Genomic DNA, 20,611 nt, shown 5'->3' with positions numbered 1-20,611 from the left:
TCTTCTTTTTCCAATAAATACTTAACCATCTTAAACTACTCTAAATGCTATTTAACACTGTTAAAGTCTTTTAATTAAATAAAAAAGTTTAAATTTTTCTAATATAAATATTCAAAGCATGGACAGCACGGTGAACTAGCCCGCCTTCACCGGTAGACCCAAAATACCCCCTTGAAAATAAATCTGTAAGATTATTAAGCGTTTCCTTTGTTTTATATGGAATTATCCTCCGGTATTAATGTAATAAAAGGATGAGTAAAAGTCTTCCCTCTTCACATCCTTGAATATGGTGAGGAGGAAGTAGAGAGCTATCATGAACATCAGCTTACGAAACGCTAACTTGGTTGAGCTTATAACCGGGAGAAACGACTTGATATTCCTATAGGAAGTCTCTATTGGGTTCACCTTGTTGTAAAGCCTAAACACCACATCCTTGGGTAGATCTAGGTTTGTGGCCCTAGCGAAGTACTCAATTCTTCCTCCTAATCCCTATCTTGAACAATTGACTTGAACTTCACCTGCTTTTACCTCCTATGTCTCTTGCTATTCTTCACCTTCATCGAAATCGTTGTGGATTTTCAAGGTACCTACTGGGACTGCAACTTGAACTTGGAGATGAAGTTCAACACGTCTGCTGAGTAGAATCCCGCGTTAAGTGTTATCAAGTTTACTGAGATCTATTCAATAAGTAGCTTGACTATGCGGTCTTTTGTCATCCCTTTCTCTTGTTCAATGAATGCTAGTATTTTCCCGTTGTGTTTTGTCGTTGCAGTTGCGTAGTTCCATGAGTATCCATCTTCTGAGCTACCTAACCTCTCTATTGGTCTGGTACTTTATCGTGGTCCAATCTATTGATATGTTTACTTTCTTCACTGCTTTTAGCATTTCAAGGGATAGTTGCTTCACTCGCTCGAGTAATTTCTCGGCTACTTCTTTTTTCTCGGCGTAGTTTCTCACTGTTTGGCTTGAGGTCTTGAACATCTTTGACTTGTTCTCGATTGAGCCGTTCCACGGCTGTGACGAGTGTTTTGGCTACTTCTTCTCCCTTTCTTCCCTTATTTGATGAATTGGGGTGGGGAAAGTTGAGTATTATCATTTGGAATTCACTCTTGGTAACACAGATCTCCTCACCTAAAATTTTTCCTTTCAATTTGTTGAATTCTTACTATTCAATTTACTCTATTATTCTTTATAAGCTGGATATTAATTAACTAGCATTATTTTTTTTATAAAAGATTTTGGGTCTACCTTCATGGAAGTGGATTTTCATCCCTTAACCCCCATCAAGGTTAAAAATTCCTAATTACGATATCACCGTGAAATGGTATTAGTACAGTATAGGGAAGTGATATTAAATAATTGAACGAGTTCACTGCTAATTCGTAATTCCAAGAGAATATTCTAAGGGGTGGAGATAATTTATTTCTAACGTTCCTAACAGCATCGCCAACTACTAAACACTTACCATCAAATAAGGCAATATGTCCCTTTGTATGCCCCGGAACATGTATAACCCTAAACCCTCCCAAATCCTCACCACCTTTTAATGCAAAATCAACCTTAACTGGTTCATAGTGTAACTTGTTAATCCTCTCCATGGTCCTCTTAAACACTGGTAAAGAAACCCCTAATTCATCACTATATATAGTGCTGTATTTTGGAGGATTTTCCAAATCCCCTAACTCATCCACGTGGGCGTATATCTTAGCATCACTTATCCTCTTTATTGCCATGGCGTTTCCTGCATGATCGTGATGCCAATGCGTTATTACGATATCTGAAATATCCTCCAAGGAATAACCCCATGCCTTAAGATAGGATTCAATCTGATCGAGATATCCCGGTAAGCCAGTATCAATCATCATTAATCCCCCACAAGGACCATTTTCGATAACAGATATATTGTGATTAAGTACAGTACCGAAAAATTCAGGCTCCAATAACTCCATTATCCTAACCTTACCTACCTTAACCATTAGCCCATCACCCAACGTATTGACCTAACTATCTTTTCATACGCCTCTCTCTTACAATCATCTCCATTAATAGTTGCTAAGAACTTACAACCACCCATACATAACGGCAAAAATGGACATTCCCTACACTTATCCTCAATTTTAACCTTCCACCACAACGACTTATTAGTTACTTTAACACTCCCATCCTCTTCCAGCTTACCCTTAACGTAAAGGGGGTTTCCAGTGAAAGCCCAGCAAGGATAAATGTTTCCCTCTGGGTCAACAACAATGTCTTCACTTGAATAAGCTACACATAACCCTAATCTAAGCACGTCTTGTGGAACCTCAAATCCATACTTCCTAGCAATCTCCCAGAACTTAACCATAACATCTCCTTCAGCCTTACTAGATATTGTGAAATCCCACCACTCATTTCTGAACACATTTGAATGAACCAAATGAGGATCTAATCTCACTCTATTTATTCCCTCCATCTTCAATTCGTTTAATAACTCCCCTATTTCGTTCAAGTTCTTCACATCAATGTTTATCCTCAATACAACCTTTACCATATCTTGTATCTCCTTTAGATTCTTCACAATCACATCAAACGTACCCTCACCGCTAACAAAGAACCTCCTCTTATCGTGAACTTCTTTTGGTCCATCTAACGTTATCTGGACGTGAGTTAGTCCTAGTGGAATCAGTCTCTCTACTATCTTTCTAGTCAAAAGAGAACCATTAGTTACTACACTAAACGAGTACTTTAAGTCAGATAATTCCCTAGATATCTCCTCTATTTTCCTAAGCTGTAAGATTGGTTCTCCACCGAAGTAAGTTACCCTTACCTTCCTACCTTTCTCGTTCTTCCTAATGTAGTTTACGAATCCCCTTGTAACCTTATCCGATACCGAAATGTTTTTTCTAAACCCCTTTTGGAAACAGTAGATACAATCAAAATTACAATTATAAGTTAATACGAGAGTAGGTTCTAGAACGGGCTTCCTTAAAAACTTCTCAATTTCCTCATCTAAGTCCTCATCCGTAGCGGAGAAACCTTCCTCTATTATATCCTTTAAATGTTCTGGCACAACTCCTTTCCTTAACTTCTCAATTTCCCATGATTCCAGCTTAATCGCGTACCCAGTAAGGGTATTAAAAAGAATATCGCCAATAAAAAGGTTGAATTTAGAGAGAGCCATGGGGAGATAACCTCAGTCTCCCCAGCTTGGAGAATATCCACATCTACCATATTTCCTCTCTATTACAACTATCTTTTTGGTCTGTAGGATTGCCTCCATTTTTTCACCCGATAGGCTAGATATGATTAATTACATTTAAACTTAATATTGAAAAAGAGAACCATTAGCGTAATTGACAGCATTTAGCCAGTATTATGAAGTACTAATTAAAAAGATAAAATATTCTATAATAATAATGATAAAGTCGATGAGGTCTAACGTGTGCGAAATACCTAAAATGGAAATAGAGTCTAATAATTTTTCTCGTGTTATAATGAATAAGTAAATGTAATTGCGTAAAAATATTGACTAAACGCATATTCATCTATGCTAAGACCCATATATTCTAGTGTTATACAACGTTTTTCCTACGTGAAGAATAAGTATTTAATCTCATCATAGTTTGAATGTTATTAGATACTGTTAAACAAGAAAAAATAATAAATACTTTGATAACTAATAGTTATAATTATGAAATATGATGTAGTTGTTATAGGAGCTGGAGGAGCAGGATATCATGGGGCCTTCAGGCTTGCAAAGGCAAAATACAACGTATTGATGGCTGATCCCAAAGGTGAATTAGGAGGGAATTGCTTGTATAGTGGATGTGTACCATCTAAGACAGTTAGAGAAGTGATACAAACTGCCTGGAGACTTACAAACATAGCTAACGTAAAGATCCCCCTAGATTTTTCAACCGTTCAAGATCGCAAAGATTACGTTCAAGAGTTGAGATTCAAGCAGCATAAGAGGAACATGTCCCAATACGAAACTCTAACCTTCTATAAGGGATACGTTAAGATTAAGGACCCAACCCACGTGATAGTTAAAACGGATGAGGGAAAGGAAATTGAGGCTGAGACTAGGTATATGATAATAGCCAGTGGTGCTGAAACCGCTAAACTGAGGTTACCTGGAGTTGAATACTGTTTAACAAGCGACGATATATTTGGGTATAAGACGTCATTTAGAAAGCTACCTCAGGACATGGTGATCATAGGAGCTGGGTATATAGGACTCGAAATTGCGTCAATCTTTAGATTAATGGGTGTACAAACTCACATTATAGAAATGCTAGATAGAGCCTTAATAACGCTTGAGGATCAAGATATCGTCAATACTTTACTATCAATACTTAAACTTAACATAAAGTTCAACTCTCCCGTAACTGAAGTTAAGAAAATTAAGGATGATGAGTACGAAGTAATTTATTCGACCAAAGATGGTTCCAAAAAGAGCATTTTCACAAACTCTGTAGTGTTAGCTGCTGGGAGAAGACCGGTTATCCCAGAAGGGGCAAGGGAAATAGGACTTTCAATAAGCAAGACTGGGATAGTTGTCGACGAGACAATGAAGACTAACATTCCAAATGTTTTCGCGACAGGAGACGCAAATGGTTTAGCCCCATATTATCACGCTGCAGTGAGAATGAGTATAGCTGCAGCAAACAACATAATGGCTAATGGAATGCCAGTGGATTATGTGGACGTTAAGAGCATACCAGTAACGATATACACGATTCCTTCACTATCCTATGTTGGAATATTACCTAGCAAGGCTAGAAAAATGGGCATTGAGATAGTTGAGGCGGAATACAACATGGAAGAGGATGTGTCAGCGCAAATCTACGGACAGAAAGAGGGCGTACTTAAGCTAATATTTGAAAGGGGAAGTATGAGGTTAATCGGGGCTTGGATGATTGGAGTCCACTCTCAATACTTAATTAACGAATTGGGATTGGCAGTAGCTTACGGACTAAACGCTAAACAACTTGCTAGTTTCGCTGAGCAACATCCATCTACGAACGAGATTATATCTTATACGGCTAGGAAGGTCATATAATTACCTAATTTTTTCCTTTTAATCTTTTAACGTTAATAAGCCCCTATTTAATAAAAACGACTACTACCTTTAGCAAATCATTCCGCCGTGGATAACAGTTTCGCATTGAGCGTAAAGTTTATATTAGTTCATTATAAATTTTTTATATAATGCTAAGACCAAAGGAAGTATGCCAAAGACTAGGAATATCCTACCCAACACTTAGGGAATACGTGAAGAAAGGATACATAAAACCGGTCATATTGCAGAGCGGAAAGTGGAGATTCAATGAGGAAGACGTAGAGAAATTAATGGGAATAGTAAAAAGGAGAAAAGTGGTACTTTACGCTAGAGTATCATCAAAACAAAAAGACGAGCTAGTGAACCAAGTAAAGTATTTAGAGGAACAAGTGAAAGAATACGACCTAGTAATTACTGACATAGGTTCCGGGTTAAACATGAAGAGAAAGGGATTCTTGAAATTGCTGAGAATGATATTAAACAACGAAGTATCACGCGTAGTTATTGCTTACCCAGATAGGCTAGTCAGATTCGGTTTCGAAATCCTAGAGGAGACTTGTAAAGCACATGGCTGTGAAATAGTAGTACTAAACCAAGAGGAGAAAGAGGAAGAACTAGTTGAAGACCTAATATCAGTACTAGTCTCGTTCAGCGAGAAACTACACGGAATGAGGAGTCATGAATACGAAAAGGTGAAGAAATGTGCTGAAGAACTTAAGAATTAGAAAATTTGAACCAGATGAAGAACACTACTGTTTCCAGAAATTTGTTATACTTTATAATTCATTAATAAGTTTCTTATAAATAGTGATAACAAGGAATCAATTAATCAAGTTGATAAGCTTTATGTATTCATTAAGGCCAATACAATGGAATTATTTTCAATAATATTTTATAAAATAATACTAGACTATAGACTTACTGGAAGTAGTAACGTGCACTTGACGTACTCCATCAAGAATAGTGAGAGGGAGAAGAGTAAAGAGTTAATTAGAGAATTGTGAAATGATAAAGAACCACGGTGGTGATTGTAAGCTATACATAATTCCAGAAATGAAGCATACGCCATTAGGACAGCAGTATCACGTTATATGGAACGCCATAAAGAATTGGATAAAAAGGAAAGTATTGCGAAGATATTACGTTAACTCATAAAAGGTCTTGTTAGAGGAGATTAAATAGAGGAAAATTGAGACTGGCAAAGTTAGTTGCTCATCGCTTTTCTTAAACTCATCAATAGTTAAAACGTAGTTAACGTTGTTATATCTCTTCCTCTCTTTCTCTCTCCACTTAACCTCAACTTTTACATTACCAACAGAGAAGTCAACCTCCTTTCCGCTCTTGAAGTGTAAATAGCCAACCTCTTTGTATTCCCTTGCCAAATGCTCACCAACAATTCCCTCAATGATCAAAGGTATCTCATTGTCATCTACGTCTTTGCCAACACTATAAATCTTCATTACCCTAAAGAAGAAGGGGTCTATGAAATACACCTTCTTCAAACTCCTATAATTAGTCTTTCCCCCTTTCTCTCTCTTCCTAAAAGTCCTTATAATGAACAACTTCTCCAAAACGTCTAAATAGTCGCCAACAGTGGTGTGGGAAACATTAACGTCTTTAGCAATAGTTAGTATTTTGGAAAAGTTCTTAGACTATGATCTAGTGGTATATCCTTTGCCTATAAGCCATAAACTTTCTGAAAGCACTAGTGTTTTCAGAAATCCTACTACCATAGCTCTCAATTATTTTCCTAATAATTACCTTAAACACGCTCTCCTTTCTCTCAGTTTTTAAAAACTCTGAAAGTATAGCGTCCTTATAAGTCTCGTAAAGCGATAATGGGTTTTCGGAAAATGAAGTCGCGAAGAAACCCCCTCGCCTAACGTATTCCAATAAGGCCTTGTTTAATTCTGAAATATATGGTAAAAGCTTCAAAGCGTTTTCGTAAAGCTCATCCTTTTCGTCAACTTTCACGTGATCTTGTATTAATTTTTTATAAAAACTGTCGAAATAAACTCTAAAATTCAAGGGATAAAACACGTACTTCTTTATGGGTCTCCCCGGTAGCATCTCTTTCCTCAAATTTATAGAGGAAGAACCAGTGACGTAAACCAATGAGTTGTTAAAGTAACCAGCATTGAACAAGTGTAACAAAGCTGTATTCCAATCGCTCACTGAAGTTATTTCATCTAAAAATATGTACGCACTTTCCTCCCTATTGACTAACGTTCTGTACTCGTTAACTAAACCTATTAACTCCTCCTTCTTGGAAAACGCATCACAAGAGAAGAAGAGAATTGACCTAGAGTCTACCCTCTCAAGCAAGGTCTTTATGGTAGTCTTTAGGTAAGTAGTTTTACCCACTTGCCTAGGTCCTAATATCAAAGCACTCTCATCGATTGGTGGTACTATGACCCTTGCCCTTTTCACGTGTTCATCTTCAAGTATCCTGTTCTTATCAACCCACCAAGGGTTTTGGAAGCTCATCTGTGAAATGTATGACACAACAATAGTTAGTGTCAAGATTTAAATAAATTTTGACAGTATGCTATCAACTTTTCCGGAAGAATTGACAGAAAAAGCGAGATTCCAGGAAAGTCAAATGTTTCACTTAGCATTTTACGTAAAATCCTAGGATTAGATAGTTTTTAATAAAATTATGTTTAAAATCATAATATTTTTATAGTAAGACTGTTAGTACATATTGTCCATCTTGAAATAAGTCTGAATCTTAAGGAAAGTGCTCATTAAAAATTATCAAGTGCAATAATTTTCTAATATAAATGCTATTCACTCTTTAACGATAGCCCTCTCAATTGCTTCTCTTATGTCCTCTAATTCAATGCCCAAAAATTATCGCTCTTAATTATCTTGCGTCAAACTTTAAAATTTTTATTTTACATTTAATTTTGTGTACAAACTTATAGTAAATGATTGGAATTTGACGGGAGTGTTCTCATGCAGTCATCTCATTTGATATCATATAGTAAAATTAAATCAGACTAGAAATTTTCACAATTAATCGTCTCGATCGAGATGTAGCTAAGGTATTAGAACATGAAAACAGCCTCTGAAAAAGGTTTATGTGCGAGGGTTACTAGATCCGTCTTGCTAACCCTCACAAAAACCTCTCACATGAGTTTTTCTGTCAGTCCTTTCACTTTCTAATCCCGTAACTATCTTCAGATTAAAGGGCAATTCAGTTATCAATTGTGAATTCACTTTATTTCGAATATTTCTACGAAATTAACTAAACAAAGACGATTAACTGGCAAAGATGCATGATTACCAGTATTAACATTTTTTATAAACACATATTTACAAATTACAATTCACAAAGGAGACCTGAATCACCCTAACGTTGGTTGAAGGGAAGATAATAGCAGTTTAGTGTAAAATAGATCAATAAAACATCATTTAACCAATTTTTCATAAACCTTTACTAAACCTTGAGTACCCAATTCGCCAATTCCTAAGGACACCATTGCATTGTATAACTGTAGCGCTAGGGAAGTCCCTAGAAGTGGAAGTGATTTCGAGTTAGCGATTTCCATTGCGTATTTCAGATCCTTCTTTAAATGTGCAGCCTTAAATCCAGGATTTAGATCGCCCTTCATTATCTTAGGTAAATAATACTGTACTGTAAATGAATTAGCTGCTCCGGTAGAAAGTACAGAAAATAATTTATCATCATCTATCCCCAATGATCTAGCCAACAATAGACCCTCCACTACTGATACCATATTTAATGCTACAACGACCTGGTTACATAGTTTTAACGCCTGCCCAGATCCCACATCTCCTACGTGAATTATATTCTTACCCATTGCCTTAAATATGGGTTCGACTCGTTTGAATACGTCTTCCTTTCCTCCCACCATTATGGTTAATGTTCCCTCTCTAGCCCCCTTATCCCCTCCAGTAACTGGAGCATCCAAGAATTCCATTCCATATTCGCTTAACCTTTTAGTTACCTTCTTGGCAAACTCCGGTGAATTCGTACTCATATCAACGAAAATTAAACCCCTCTTATTACTTTTCACAACTCCGTTTTCTCCAAATAGCACCTCCTCGACATCTGGAGCGTCGGTTACCATTGATATGACAATTTCCGAGACTTCAGCAACTTCTTTTGGTGAGTGAGCAACTTTTGCACCCATTTTTCCTAATTTTTCCGCTTTTTCAATTGTTCTATTATAAACCGTTAAATCGTATCCAGCTTTTAGTAGATTACTTGCCATTGGGAAACCCATTATTCCTAAGCCAATGAAACCCACTTTCATATTACAGAGAGCGAAAATAGGAATATAAAGCTTAGCTTATTATATGTTAAATTGGCTTATTCAATATTTTACCCTAAACCGCCCCTCAATCATAAAAGACAATATGTTCCACTTATAGGTTAAAAATTTAAGCCTTTATATATAGTCTTTTTCTTAATAGGCACTACATGCTCCGCCTCTAACAAACCTACTGGGACAACGAGTCCAGCACATCACCCACATCAACATCTTGAACGTTAACGTCCTTCCCCCTAGGTGCCCTAAAACTCTTCTTAACATCGCCCTTGTAAACACCATCCTTTATAACGTGATAACAAATACAAGCAAGCTTCCCACCAAGAGCACAAGTTTAGTAGCACTCTTCCACTTGGAGACAAGCCTATCGTAATACTCCTTAAAACGTTCAGACTTCCTAGCAACCCTAGCAACCAAGAAAAAAGCCCTACGCAAATACTTATTACCCATACCAGAGTGAGACTCGCTCTCACCACTCTGCTTAGTCCTGGGAGCAAAACCAGCATAAGCCCTTGCAGCCTTAGAACTGGAAAAACGAGAAACATCACCGAACTCAGCGTAAATGGTTGCAGCACTGATCAAACCAACTCCCGGCTCAACTCGACCACAGGCTGAGGAATCTTAGAAATTATCATGTCCTCAACTTCCTTAACCATAGCCTCCAAGCTCTTCAGTAAGTCTACCAGCTGCTTCAAAGCTAGCTTCTCAGCATCATTCAAACTTCTCCCTAACTTCTCCTTCAACTCGTCCCTTTCCTCCTTGCTCAGCCCTTCTCCCCTACTTAACTTCTCCAGCAACGCTATTCCCCTCTTATCAAAGGGCTCTATCTTGTATCCCGCCATTTCTAGAAACTTCCTTATCTCGTTCTTTACTTGTGTTATCTTCCTCATCAAACTCTCCCTATACCTCGTTAACTCCCTCAATTCCCTTATTTCCCCGGTCGGTATGTATGACCCCTTAACTGCTCCCAGGATGAAGGCTTTTGCCAGTCTTTGCGCGTCTAGCTTGTCGGTCTTCTTTCCGAATACTTCCTTCAAGTGTAAGGGATTTATTAATGTTACCTTATATCCCTTTTCTGTTAGTTCTTCGTGTAGGTAGAAGAAGTACGGTCCGGTTGACTCCATTATCCCTTCCTTATATTCGCCAAGGAATTTGATTAGTTCTTCTATTCCCTCGTTGTCGTACTTGAATTCCCTCACCTCGTTGACCTCTACTTCCCTTTTCTCTTGCGTTATTACAAGTTCAGCTTTCGCTACCGTCAACTTGTCCCTTGAAACGTCTATTGCGAAACCCCTTGTCTTAATCTCACTTTCCATGATAGAATATTGCTCGTGTATGCGAGATATTCTTTACTATCATAATACCACGTTTTTCTCGCATAATATTAACTACCTTCAGCCCCTAGAAAAATTTACTTGCGCACTCCTACTCGGGGTTTTGTCCCCTCTTGTTAGATCGTTCTAGGGGCTTCACAGCCAGCCTATTAGCTGGGGTTTTTATCCCCATGTTGCGACTGGGCTTATGTTGTTTTTCTCCTTCCTTGCTTATTTGTTTTTCTCTTGTAATACTTGGTTTTACTCGTTCTCTAGTTTTGCGTGAATTCCCCGTAGGAGATGCGAAGGAGAAATTAATATTTCCCAATACAAAATATAGAAGAACACTCGAATAAGTCTGAATAGTTAATGAATTAAACTTGATAGAACTTGAGAACAAATAATAAAGGAGAATCGATAAAAATTGTTTCATACTAACCTCTTCCTCCAGTTTCTCGAGCACGTCGCGAAACTTATTAACCCAATAGCTTGTATAATCACGCGTCAAAAACAAATAATAGAACTCCTCCTCCATCGAATCAAGAGTGTATTCAAGATTATAATAAGTATTAACCCAACGCTTCAAGTCCTTCCAAACTCAATAGGGTTTAAATCCGGAGAATACGGAGGCAAGAAAAGCAAGATAATGCCGAGCTGAGAAGCAACGGAGAAAACATAAGCATTCTTGTGAAACTTAGCATTATCAAGGATCAACACAATAGGACCGGAATTCCTAAACAAGCGAAGAAACTCAGCAAAGATCTCGGAATTAACATTGGAATAGGTGAACATGAAACAAGGAACACCGCCAAACAAGGGAATAGAAGCGAGAACATTAAGCTTCCTACTGGGATAATCAACGGGAACATTATACAACCCCAATCTCCTGGAAGGATCGTGATGAATACCGGACTCATCCGTGAAAAACACCTTAACACCCTTCTTAATAACACCCTTTAGTCTATCCCTCAAGATGTTATCTGCGTTAAAGGGCCTCTTCTTGTTATATGTAGGGGATTTTCAATCTTTTCCTAGCTATTCTCCAAGCTGTTACGTAGCTTAATTTAACGTGAAACTTCTCCTCTATATAAGCCTTTGCTTCCCATATGGTTTTACCTTGAAGTTCTTCTACTTTTATCTCCTTTTCGTCTATCTTCTTGTTTCTTCCTTTTCTCTCTTTGTAGAATAGGCATTTCTCTCCTTCTTTCTCGAATTGGTTGATCCATCTGTAAACTGTGCTCAAGTGTACTTGTAGTATCTCGGCTATTTTTTAGTTTTCATTTCAAGTATAGTAATATTCCTCTTGCTTTGGTTTCGTTTAGGTTCTTGGGCTTCTTTTCGATCAGCTTTCTGATCCTCCTTTTTAGTGTTCTAAGCACGTCCATTTTCCAGCATCTCCCCACTAAGTTTAATAATCCCTTCCAGTCCCCCTTCGCATCTCCTACGGTGGCAGAGAATCCCGATCTGCTACGGTCACTTTGTTAGAGGCGGAGCATGTAGTGCCTAATATGAAAAAGACTATGTAAAAACGTTTCTATAAGGGGTTATTCATCTCTCACGGAAGTGGACTTTCACCCCCTTAACTCCATGTAGTGTTAATTGAAATGAAGGTAATGAAGATAGCAGTTCCAAGAATGGACTTTCGCCATCTTAGTCTCCTAAAGGCAAACCCCATTAAGTTAAAAATCTCCATTTATATTTATTATATTGTGAATAGTAAGGAGAAACTAATTAAGTATTTAAGGGATCATGGAGGAAAAATAGCGAGATCTAAAGTTAAATGGGCTTCTGAGGAACTACTAAATGAGCTAGAAAAAGAAGGGATAATAAGTGTTATAAGAAGGTCAAATGGTAGTAGTATCCAACTATTAGATAAAGGTATTCAGGAAAGAAATAGCACCAATAGTGCGCAGCAGTCTGAAGAAGAGAAGGGGAAAAGTGATAGTTCAGAAATTACATCACTACTGAAAGAGATTAATAAAAAATTGGACATTATTCTTCAAAAGTTAGGCCAATCCATAGAGATAGATTTCGATAAGGTGTTTGAGGAAGTTAAAAATCCCATGGGAATTGCCTCGTTAAAGGACATTAGAGAGGGTAGGTCTAACGAAAGAGGAATTTTACTCTAGGTACTCCTCATACATTCAATCCCGTTATCAGTTGTATATCGGTAGACCCAAAATCTATTTCCAGAAATAATCCACTTCGAAATATTATAGAAATTAAGCAATTAAAGTTTATAACTATCTGACAACTAGCTAAAATTTAAAGTAAAAATCTTACTAAATACTTTAATATTTATGTATTACTTAAGAAGCAGTACTATATTTAGAGAAACAAATTGAAATCGCGATGGATCCGTGAATAGCCCTGATTACAGTAGATAGGAAACGATAAAAACTTTTTTTTATTTTTATCAGATCATAAACCAGCTTTATATAAGATACTTAAAATTTATATCATTATTATTTCTAAAAACATATAAGGTATTATAATAGTAAAAAATAAAAAGGACGAATTCTAAGTTAAATAACGATGGCTAAAAGAATAAAATCTATGGAGAATGTACTACAAATAGAGCCAATATATGAAGAAATATATCGCCATCCAGAAATAAGAGCAGCGAATGAAATAGTGTGTGAAGCTGGGCCAGGAGGAGGTTCAGATTTATATAGTGCATGCTGACACATACAAGATTTCGAAATTCCGAAACCTAATAATACATATATGTAAGTTAGGTGAGTGGGATGATAGGAAAAATACAAGATAAGAAAATTTTTTCGATAACTATCATTCCATCTAGTTGGTGTAATTTTAGATGTGTGTACTGCTACGAGAATGACCATTATAAAATTAAAAATATGATAACTACATCAGAAATGACAAAAAGAATAAAATTATTTTTAGAAAATAATATTAAAACTGGCTTTTTCAGAAAAGTTCACATCAGATGGTATGGAGGAGAGCCGTTACTAGATTTTAAAACTATTATAGATATTATGGATTTCACTAATTCGATAGGAAAAACGTATAAAACGGATATAATTGGTGAGATTATAACTAATGGTTACCTCTTAGATATAGTAAAATTCAAGATCTTATTAGAAAAAGGTGTAAAGATATTTCAGGTGACAATAGATGGTTATAAAGATGCTCATGATAAGCTTAGACCATTATTAAATGGTAAGCCTACGTTTGATAAAATATTCGAAAATCTTATTCAAACAAGAAATGTAACTGATAATTTCTTTATGTTTATAAGATCAAACGTAATGCCAGATAATTTAGACTCAATTAAGAAATTCTTAGACTTAGCGTCGAATTACTTTAGCAGAGATAGAAGATATTACTTTACTTTTTTCCCCGTGACTAGATCTGGTGGGGACAACGATAAAAACCTAAAAGTCATAGAACCTAAAAAAAGAATGGAAATAATTCAAGAATTATATATGTATGCTACGCAACTAGGCTTGAATATTCCAGATAAAGACACGTTACTTCAAATTGATGGTGTTCCAGCGATGGATGATTTATGTCAAGCGCTGTATCCGTTTTCTATAATTATAAGAAATGATGGTAAATTATTTAAATGTCCTCTAACTGTAATGATAGATGATGAGTCAGTAGGCCACATAGAAGAAGATGGAAGCATAGTACTTGATGAAAGTAAAATCAACAGATGGGCTAAATATATCCTTTCACCGTTGAGTAGGGGGTGTCCTAGATTACATGAGTTAGGTGAAGTTGTTGGAGTCGAAGCCGAGTAAAATACTATCTAATACTAACGTCAAGTTTTACCTTTTACAGCACTTTCTACAGCCTGTAATAATCATCTCGGCAGTATTTCCGGCTTACCTTTTCTTACAGACTAAAAACCCGTTACTGGTAGGAGCTTTACTCAGCATTTCTTACGTTCTGGGGCATTTGAGCGGTATATCAGGTTTCCTAACAGATTATATAGTAAACACTAGGAGGTACGATCTAATACTTTCACTGTTAAGCGGGACTTCTTTTTTACTATTTTATTTCCTTTACCGTTTTGAACTAGGTTTTATTTTCCTAGCTTATACTGTGATTGTCACCATACACTCTTTTAAGGGGACAAACCACGTAAAGGTATTAAGGAATTTGGTAAATTCTGCATCAGAGTACAGAGTGGTGTGGATTACTGTAAACATTGTAAGAACGGCTTCGGCGATCGTATTCTTGTACCTAACCTTTTTCATAATCGGCTTAAGATCACTGCTTTTAGTCCTCGGCTTATTCATGTTGTTAATACATACTCCTTTAATTTTCAAGATTAAATACCCTAAAGGCACTGGTAATGCTAAACTCCTCTTCTCCCTTTCAATTTCAGCGTTTAAAAAGGATCGGGCGATAACGTTCTTCCTCATAGATACACTTTTCGCAAACTTTATAGGCGGTCTATTTCCGACCTTTCTAGTGTTTTTTCCACAGTCCTATTTCGTCCTCAACTACATGATCTACTACTCGATGACAATCGCGTACAGTAGTATTTCACTTCTAATTTTTACTAAAATTAAGGTAGAAAAATACAGAAATAATCTATATTATATCTTTATATTTTTCAGGGGTCTTATCCCCGCGATACTTTTGGTTTCTCTGGCTTTTGTCCAGCCTCAGTTTTCTTTAATCCTTATAGTGTTTTATTGGCTTTCCTTGACCCTTTACAGCTCATTTGCAAGTCCTATTTTCCAGATGAAGTTACCTAAAGAAATTATTGCGTCTTATAACGGCCTACTCGCGACCTTAGGCAGTATTTTCGGTGCTTTGGGGAATATTTTGTTGTCTTTTCTGGATTTATTGGTAGGACAAAAGGACGTTGTGATAGTCGTCTCAGAACTCTTACTTGGTTATATTGTCCTCGCCTTGTGGGTGTTTAAGAATGTGTTTAAGCAATAAAAACTGCGTAGCCTCTCAGACAATTTACTTCATGTTAGCTTTTTACTTTGAGTATGTCCATAGTGTACCCGCTAAGCTAAATATCGCTGACTACACTTAGAAAACGTTCTAATATCATTTGGGGAGTGTTCTCATGCAGTCATCTTATTCGATATCATATAGTAAAATTAAATTAGGCTAGAAATTTCCACAATTAATCGTTTCGATCGAGATGCAGCCAATGAATTAGAACATGAAAACAGCCTCTGAAAAAGCTTATGTGCGAGGGCGTTCAGTAATAAATCTTTCGGTCAAATTTTGAGCATAGTATCAGCTACTATTGCCACGCGGACTCTTTCAATCCGCGTGGCGATTAGGGGAGGGTCACTTCACCTCATAAGGCTTATTATTATACCAAACACTCCACACTATCCTAGCCAACTTCCTAGCTAAGGCAGTGTACAGTTTCCTACCCTTCAGTTTATCCTTGTGAGCTTCGTAGAACTTAAGGAGAGTTGGGTTACGCGAATATTGAGTCTCGGCGAGGAAATAAAACAAGCTACGCAAATACTTGTTACCCCTCTTAGAGATACCCTTTCTAACCTCAATCCTACCACTCCTCTCAACTACCGGGTCTAAACCGCAATAAGCAACGAAGGATTCAGGTCTTGGGAAGCGCTTAATATCACCCACAATCCCAATTATAATCCCAGCTGCCAGTTTCCCTATTCCGGGAATCGTGAGTAACACGTGGTCTTGAGGCACATTACCCTCTATCATTTTCCTCACCTCCTTCAACTCTTCTCGCGTTTGAAGTAGTGTTCTCGCTAGGACTTGAATCTCACGTAGTACTGTACCAGTGTATTCCAGTTGATACAGTTTTACGTCAGAGAAGTCTCCCTTAGAGAACTTCTCCAATCTCTCCTCGCTCAACTTCTCCTCGTCGCTCACGAGGAAGAGAGCTCTCCTTAACCTGTTCTCTTGTTTCGTTTGCACATCCTTCATGAAGAGGTAGAGTGATACTAATTCTTTTAAGGGGTTGTTAACGTATTCTCTAGCCTTATTTACCATGTTTTCAAGTTTTTCTGCGTCGTAAAAATCTGTTTTCTTTCCCCTTACGTCCTTTTCTTTCCATAACAAGGCTGACTAGTAGGACTTTCACTCCTCTTTCTTTGAAGTATTGGCAAGGTCTTGTTGAGTATACTCCTGTGGGTTCTATTACGATGATGTTTGGCTTCATGGTTAGTATTTCTTCGTAGCCCTTCTCGTTGTTTGTGAATTTCCTCACCCTCCCCTTACTTGTTACCAAGTGTTCTTTTGATACGTCTATTCCAATTACCCCTACCCTTGTGTCACACCTATATTCGTTAGTATTTTGGAAAAGTTCTTAGACTATGATCTAGTGGTATATCCTTTGCCTATAAGCCATAAACTTTCTGAAAGCACTAACGTATCTTATCCTGGCCTTCCTGACCTTGAAGCCCTCTTCGCTCTGCCATCTCAACCTGTAGAGCTCAGCTAGCTTGTAGGGATCTCCATTGAAGTTGGTAACGAAGATGAAGTGCCTGGGTTTCTCCTTGACGTATATCACTTCATAGTAGTAAAGGTCATTGTACTTCAGGACCCTATACGCAACGTAAACCCTGTCATTTACCTCGCATTTCTTCTCGGTTAGAGAGACGTTGGAGAGTTCCTTGAAGCCCTTCAGGTTGGTCTTACCTCCTACCACGGTCTTCACAGGCATCTCCTTGATTACCTTCAAGTTCAGGAAACCCGCGTCAGCAACAACGTAGTCTATCTTGAGGTGCTGAGCAACTTCGCTCACGGCCCTCATCAGGAACTGGGAGGGAGTATCGCTTCTCAAGTCAGCTATCTCCTCGAGGAGGGACAACCTCAAGGGGAACACCAAGTCCACGGACCTCAACTTAACTCCCTTCCTCTTCCCGTTGTAGAGTTGAAATCCTTCCACCTTCCTCGACTCCTTCTCTCCCACGGTTATCGCGGTCTCGTCCACTGCAACGATTGTAGTCTTTCCCTCAACTTTCACGTGAGGGTAGAACTTGAAGCTCCTCTCCCCTTGACTCATCACCTTCTCTCCTTCCCTAACGACCTTCAAGTACTCCTTTTCCCTGTTCCCTGTCAACAGGAACGGAGCTGCGTCCGCGATCCTCGTGTCCAACTCTTGGGAGATAACGTTAAGATTATTGACGATGAAATAACTAGCGAGGGACTTCAACTCCGTTTTGAATCCCGTTTCATAAACTTGCATAACGGAGTCATGGAGTCCCTCGCTTTAACCCTTTCCTGTTCACCTCCTCCCTAGACCTCCCCTCCCCGCTTGATAATGCTAAACAGATGATATTACCCTCTATATACAAACTCCTTTTTAACCATGCTTCTCGTTTAATCTAAAAATTTTTTGATAATCATGTTGAAATAAGCCGATTTTCACAACCATAACTCGATATTTTCCCCTACCATAGAAATTACATCATTTCTAGTAAAATTGGTGAAACACAACTGTACTTCTTAATATTATAGCTTATCAATAAGCATTTCTCATCTAATCAGGAAAGATTCGTTATATATTTTTAATGTAACGTAAAAGTGTAACGATTTTCCTATAAATGCTATTCGAGTATCTTCTGGGAAACCGATTAACCAACTTAACGAGTTGCTGGTAAAGCCAAAAAAGTCGAGGGAAGTTTTTTAACTTCTGGGGGTAGAAGTTACTTCTGGGGGTAGAAGTGCTATTCGATACTTCACCTAAGGATAACAGAAAAGATTTCTTTGATAGAGAAAAAGAAATTGAGAAGTTGAAAGGATTGAGGGCGCCAATAACCTTAGTTTTAGGATTGAGAAGAACAGGGAAATCATCCATAATAAAGATAGGAATAAATGAGTTAAATCTCCCTTACATCTATCTGGATCTAAGAAAATTCGAAGAGAGAAATTACATTTCCTATAAGGATTTCCTACTTGAACTTCAAAAGGAGATTAACAAGTTGGTAAAAAGACTTCCTTCATTACTGAAGGCGCTAAAAAACATTCAAGGGATTGTGATAATGGGAAATGAAATTAAGTTCAATTGGAATAGGAAGGATAGGTTAAGTTTTGCGAATTTATTGGAGAGCTTTGAGCAGGCATCAAAGGATAATGTGATTATTGTCCTTGATGAGGCTCAGGAGCTGGTTAAGTTAAGAGGAGTTAATCTTTTACCAGCACTAGCTTATGCGTATGATAATTTAAAGCGAATTAAATTTATTATGAGTGGTTCAGAGATGGGTTTGCTTTACGATTACTTAAGAGTTGAAGATCCAGAAAGTCCGCTTTTCGGGAGAGCCTTTTCAACGGTTGAATTAAAGCCCTTTTCTAGAGAAGAAGCTATAGAGTTTTTGAGGAGAGGTTTTCAAGAGGCAGATATTGATTTTAAGGATTACGAAGTCGTTTATGAGAAAATTGGAGGAATACCAGGTTGGCTAACCTACTTTGGTTTTATCTATTTAGATAATAAGAATTTAGATTTTGCAATAAATCAAACATTGGAGTACGCTAAAAAGCTTATCTTAAAGGAATTTGAGAATTTTCTACATGGCAGAGAAATCGCTAGAAAGAGGTATTTAAATATAATGAGGACCTTATCAAAATGCGGTAAATGGAGTGATGTCAAGAGGGCTTTGGAATTGGAAGAGGGAATAGAAATATCTGACTCAGAAATTTATAACTATTTAACACAATTAACAAAACACTCATGGATAATTAAGGAGGGTGAAAAATATTGCCCTTCAGAGCCTCTAATTAGTTTAGCCTTTTCTTAATCGTTTTTCTGACTCCTGCCTGCCCTAAACGGTAGACCCAAAATCATTTTATAAAAATAATTTGGATTGAATAATATTAGATCTATTTAACATAATCAAGTTTATAACAACATTAAGAATCCAATAAATTGGAAAAAAGGTTTAAAGCGAGGAAATCGGTATTACCATGAGGGTTCATGAGAATACCAATTCCCTCATTAAATAGTCAACAAGCAAGATATAAATTACTTTCCATGTTAAACTTCCAAGGGAAAAAGGCAGAAAACCTAGAAAAACATTAATCTCAGCATGTTTATGGAACGACTCCATAGAGAGCAAGTCAAGCGCGTACAACATATCACCACAAACCGTGAGAAACTACGCGGAGGAGCAAGGAGTGGATAGTTGAGAAACTCTTGAAACAAGTGAGGAATCCTTGGAGACGATGAAAGGAGAAAAGGAAATAGACTGGACCACTAAAACTTGGTACGGAAAACCGGTGAAAGGACTCAGAAAAGGGAAACTCGTGGAACTATACTACTACACATGATGGCCTACTGGCTTTCGTCACACAAGTGAACGGGATGACCAAGGATAATATCGTGAAGATCCTCGTGGAGCAATTGCAATGGGGTTCAAGATAAGGTTGATAACTCTTGATGGCTTCTACACAGTTGATGTGCTCAACTTCATTTAGGTTCAATTATATAATTTGGAGTTCCCGTTGGCGATGTCAAGATCTATGAGGAGTTTGATGGTGAATATGTTACGAATAGTAAGAGGCATAGTGAGGATGAGTAAGTTAAGTTCAGGCTTCTGGTCTATAGTAGGGAGATCAAGAGGAGAAAGAAGGAGGTTGTTTACTTCGCTAGGAGGACTAATCTTGACCTACCGAAGAATGAGGTGTTGTACAACAAGGTAAGGAGTACGATAGGGACCTCTTACAGGGACATAAAGGCTTTCCTTCCCTTCACCAGTTCCACTAGGTTCGTCTTCCGCGTGTTGATCTTCGTGCTATGGTTCTTTACTCCTTATTTAAGGGTGTGGTGAGGAGGGAGGAGTTTAGGTTATTGCTTATCCTTTTGTTTCCTGATGATTTATTCAATCTGGAAAATTCTCTATTTAAGCCAGAGAAAACGCTTATTAATACTATAGATTTATTTTTAGGGATGTGATTTTGGGTCTATTGAGAAGGGACGAGGCTTTCAACATTTTGTAAAATGACCGGTAGCGGGCTGATGGAAATCTTTAAACTACGTT

General features: G+C 37.5%; 13 protein-coding genes and 6 pseudogenes. 10 read left to right on the top strand and 9 right to left on the bottom strand.

The annotated features are described in order from the left end of the window. Positions 1-258 precede the first annotated feature (258 nt). From SSOP1_RS16390 to SSOP1_RS08115, 3 genes and pseudogenes are all read right to left on the bottom strand, one after another. Positions 259-1,096: pseudogene (locus tag SSOP1_RS16390) on the bottom strand (DUF4322 domain-containing protein); the annotation flags it as partial. 193 nt (positions 1,097-1,289) lie between these two features. Next, positions 1,290-1,976, bottom strand: coding sequence for an MBL fold metallo-hydrolase (locus SSOP1_RS08120; protein WP_009989991.1), 687 nt, complete (start codon positions 1,974-1,976; stop codon positions 1,290-1,292). Further along, the gene (locus tag SSOP1_RS08115) at positions 1,976-3,160 is read right to left on the bottom strand and encodes a radical SAM/SPASM domain-containing protein (RefSeq protein ID WP_009989989.1); all 1,185 of its coding nucleotides are present in this window, start codon (positions 3,158-3,160) and stop codon (positions 1,976-1,978) included. The genes SSOP1_RS08120 and SSOP1_RS08115 overlap by 1 nt, the downstream gene beginning before the upstream one ends. A gap of 510 nt (positions 3,161-3,670) precedes the next feature. Here SSOP1_RS08115 and SSOP1_RS08110 point away from each other — a divergent pair. From SSOP1_RS08110 to SSOP1_RS17050, 4 genes are all read left to right on the top strand, one after another. Further along, positions 3,671-5,041 (top strand): dihydrolipoyl dehydrogenase, encoded by a 1,371-nt coding sequence (locus SSOP1_RS08110; protein ID WP_009989987.1) that lies wholly within the window; start codon positions 3,671-3,673, stop codon positions 5,039-5,041. A 149-nt stretch (positions 5,042-5,190) separates the two neighbouring features. Continuing rightward, on the top strand, positions 5,191-5,766 hold the full coding sequence (locus tag SSOP1_RS08105; RefSeq protein ID WP_010923471.1) for an IS607 family transposase: 576 nt from the start codon (positions 5,191-5,193) through the stop codon (positions 5,764-5,766). A 144-nt stretch (positions 5,767-5,910) separates the two neighbouring features. After that, a complete protein-coding gene (locus SSOP1_RS17840; protein WP_009988659.1) occupies positions 5,911-6,045 on the top strand; it encodes a hypothetical protein in 135 nt (44 codons plus the stop codon). A 1-nt stretch (position 6,046) separates the two neighbouring features. Continuing rightward, positions 6,047-6,196, top strand: a complete 150-nt coding sequence (locus SSOP1_RS17050; RefSeq protein WP_014511671.1) for a hypothetical protein — start codon at positions 6,047-6,049, stop codon at positions 6,194-6,196. On the opposite strand, the pseudogene SSOP1_RS08100 reads toward SSOP1_RS17050, so the two are convergent. The 4 genes and pseudogenes from SSOP1_RS08100 to SSOP1_RS16385 all read right to left on the bottom strand — a co-directional run bounded on the left by SSOP1_RS08100 (position 6,181) and on the right by SSOP1_RS16385 (position 12,037). Next, positions 6,181-7,528: pseudogene (locus SSOP1_RS08100) on the bottom strand (ATP-binding protein). The gene SSOP1_RS17050 and the pseudogene SSOP1_RS08100 sit on opposite strands and share 16 nt — an antisense overlap. A gap of 926 nt (positions 7,529-8,454) precedes the next feature. Continuing rightward, entirely contained in the window at positions 8,455-9,324 is an 870-nt protein-coding gene (locus tag SSOP1_RS08095) for an NAD(P)-dependent oxidoreductase (RefSeq protein ID WP_009988658.1), read from the bottom strand. Positions 9,325-9,511: 187 nt separating this feature from the next. Beyond that, positions 9,512-10,655, bottom strand: a pseudogene (locus SSOP1_RS08090) (IS110 family RNA-guided transposase). A 501-nt stretch (positions 10,656-11,156) separates the two neighbouring features. Further along, a pseudogene (locus SSOP1_RS16385) lies at positions 11,157-12,037 on the bottom strand (IS630 family transposase). A 219-nt stretch (positions 12,038-12,256) separates the two neighbouring features. Between SSOP1_RS16385 and SSOP1_RS08070 the strand changes: the two are divergent. The 4 genes from SSOP1_RS08070 to SSOP1_RS17650 all read left to right on the top strand — a co-directional run bounded on the left by SSOP1_RS08070 (position 12,257) and on the right by SSOP1_RS17650 (position 15,575). After that, a complete protein-coding gene (locus tag SSOP1_RS08070; protein WP_009992856.1) occupies positions 12,257-12,781 on the top strand; it encodes a hypothetical protein in 525 nt (174 codons plus the stop codon). Positions 12,782-13,187: 406 nt separating this feature from the next. Beyond that, a complete protein-coding gene (locus SSOP1_RS17400) occupies positions 13,188-13,337 on the top strand; it encodes a hypothetical protein (protein ID WP_009992855.1) in 150 nt (49 codons plus the stop codon). Between the two features lie 62 nt (positions 13,338-13,399). Next, on the top strand, positions 13,400-14,419 hold the full coding sequence (locus SSOP1_RS08065; RefSeq protein WP_014511670.1) for a radical SAM protein: 1,020 nt from the start codon (positions 13,400-13,402) through the stop codon (positions 14,417-14,419). Then, the gene (locus tag SSOP1_RS17650; RefSeq protein ID WP_010923462.1) at positions 14,391-15,575 is read left to right on the top strand and encodes a hypothetical protein; all 1,185 of its coding nucleotides are present in this window, start codon (positions 14,391-14,393) and stop codon (positions 15,573-15,575) included. The genes SSOP1_RS08065 and SSOP1_RS17650 overlap by 29 nt, the downstream gene beginning before the upstream one ends. 363 nt (positions 15,576-15,938) lie before the next feature. Here the strand turns inward: SSOP1_RS17650 and SSOP1_RS08055 are convergent. Next, positions 15,939-16,923: pseudogene (locus SSOP1_RS08055) on the bottom strand (IS110 family RNA-guided transposase); the annotation flags it as partial. Positions 16,924-16,953: 30 nt separating this feature from the next. After that, a complete protein-coding gene (locus SSOP1_RS08050; RefSeq protein WP_010923460.1) occupies positions 16,954-17,823 on the bottom strand; it encodes a transposase in 870 nt (289 codons plus the stop codon). A 478-nt stretch (positions 17,824-18,301) separates the two neighbouring features. On the opposite strand from SSOP1_RS08050, the gene SSOP1_RS08045 reads away from it, so the two are divergent. Together SSOP1_RS08045 and SSOP1_RS08040 are read left to right on the top strand one after the other, a co-directional pair. Continuing rightward, positions 18,302-19,372 (top strand): AAA family ATPase, encoded by a 1,071-nt coding sequence (locus SSOP1_RS08045; protein ID WP_009993188.1) that lies wholly within the window; start codon positions 18,302-18,304, stop codon positions 19,370-19,372. 176 nt (positions 19,373-19,548) lie between these two features. Then, positions 19,549-20,526: pseudogene (locus SSOP1_RS08040) on the top strand (DUF4322 domain-containing protein). Positions 20,527-20,611: the final 85 nt, after the last annotated feature.

This window comes from Saccharolobus solfataricus (assembly GCF_900079115.1).
Lineage (GTDB): Archaea > Thermoproteota > Thermoprotei_A > Sulfolobales > Sulfolobaceae > Saccharolobus > Saccharolobus solfataricus.
This window is presented reverse-complemented; position numbering and strand designations above follow the sequence as displayed.

Coding starts and splice junctions, on each gene's coding strand:
- SSOP1_RS08120 (WP_009989991.1), bottom strand. CDS start 1,976: ATGGTTAAGGTAGGTAAGGTTAGGATAATGGAGTTATTGGAGCCTGAA.
- SSOP1_RS08115 (WP_009989989.1), bottom strand. CDS start 3,160: ATGGCTCTCTCTAAATTCAACCTTTTTATTGGCGATATTCTTTTTAAT.
- SSOP1_RS08110 (WP_009989987.1), top strand. CDS start 3,671: ATGAAATATGATGTAGTTGTTATAGGAGCTGGAGGAGCAGGATATCAT.
- SSOP1_RS08105 (WP_010923471.1), top strand. CDS start 5,191: ATGCTAAGACCAAAGGAAGTATGCCAAAGACTAGGAATATCCTACCCA.
- SSOP1_RS17840 (WP_009988659.1), top strand. CDS start 5,911: ATGGAATTATTTTCAATAATATTTTATAAAATAATACTAGACTATAGA.
- SSOP1_RS17050 (WP_014511671.1), top strand. CDS start 6,047: ATGATAAAGAACCACGGTGGTGATTGTAAGCTATACATAATTCCAGAA.
- SSOP1_RS08095 (WP_009988658.1), bottom strand. CDS start 9,324: ATGAAAGTGGGTTTCATTGGCTTAGGAATAATGGGTTTCCCAATGGCA.
- SSOP1_RS08070 (WP_009992856.1), top strand. CDS start 12,257: ATGAAGGTAATGAAGATAGCAGTTCCAAGAATGGACTTTCGCCATCTT.
- SSOP1_RS17400 (WP_009992855.1), top strand. CDS start 13,188: ATGGCTAAAAGAATAAAATCTATGGAGAATGTACTACAAATAGAGCCA.
- SSOP1_RS08065 (WP_014511670.1), top strand. CDS start 13,400: ATGATAGGAAAAATACAAGATAAGAAAATTTTTTCGATAACTATCATT.
- SSOP1_RS08050 (WP_010923460.1), bottom strand. CDS start 17,823: ATGCAAGTTTATGAAACGGGATTCAAAACGGAGTTGAAGTCCCTCGCT.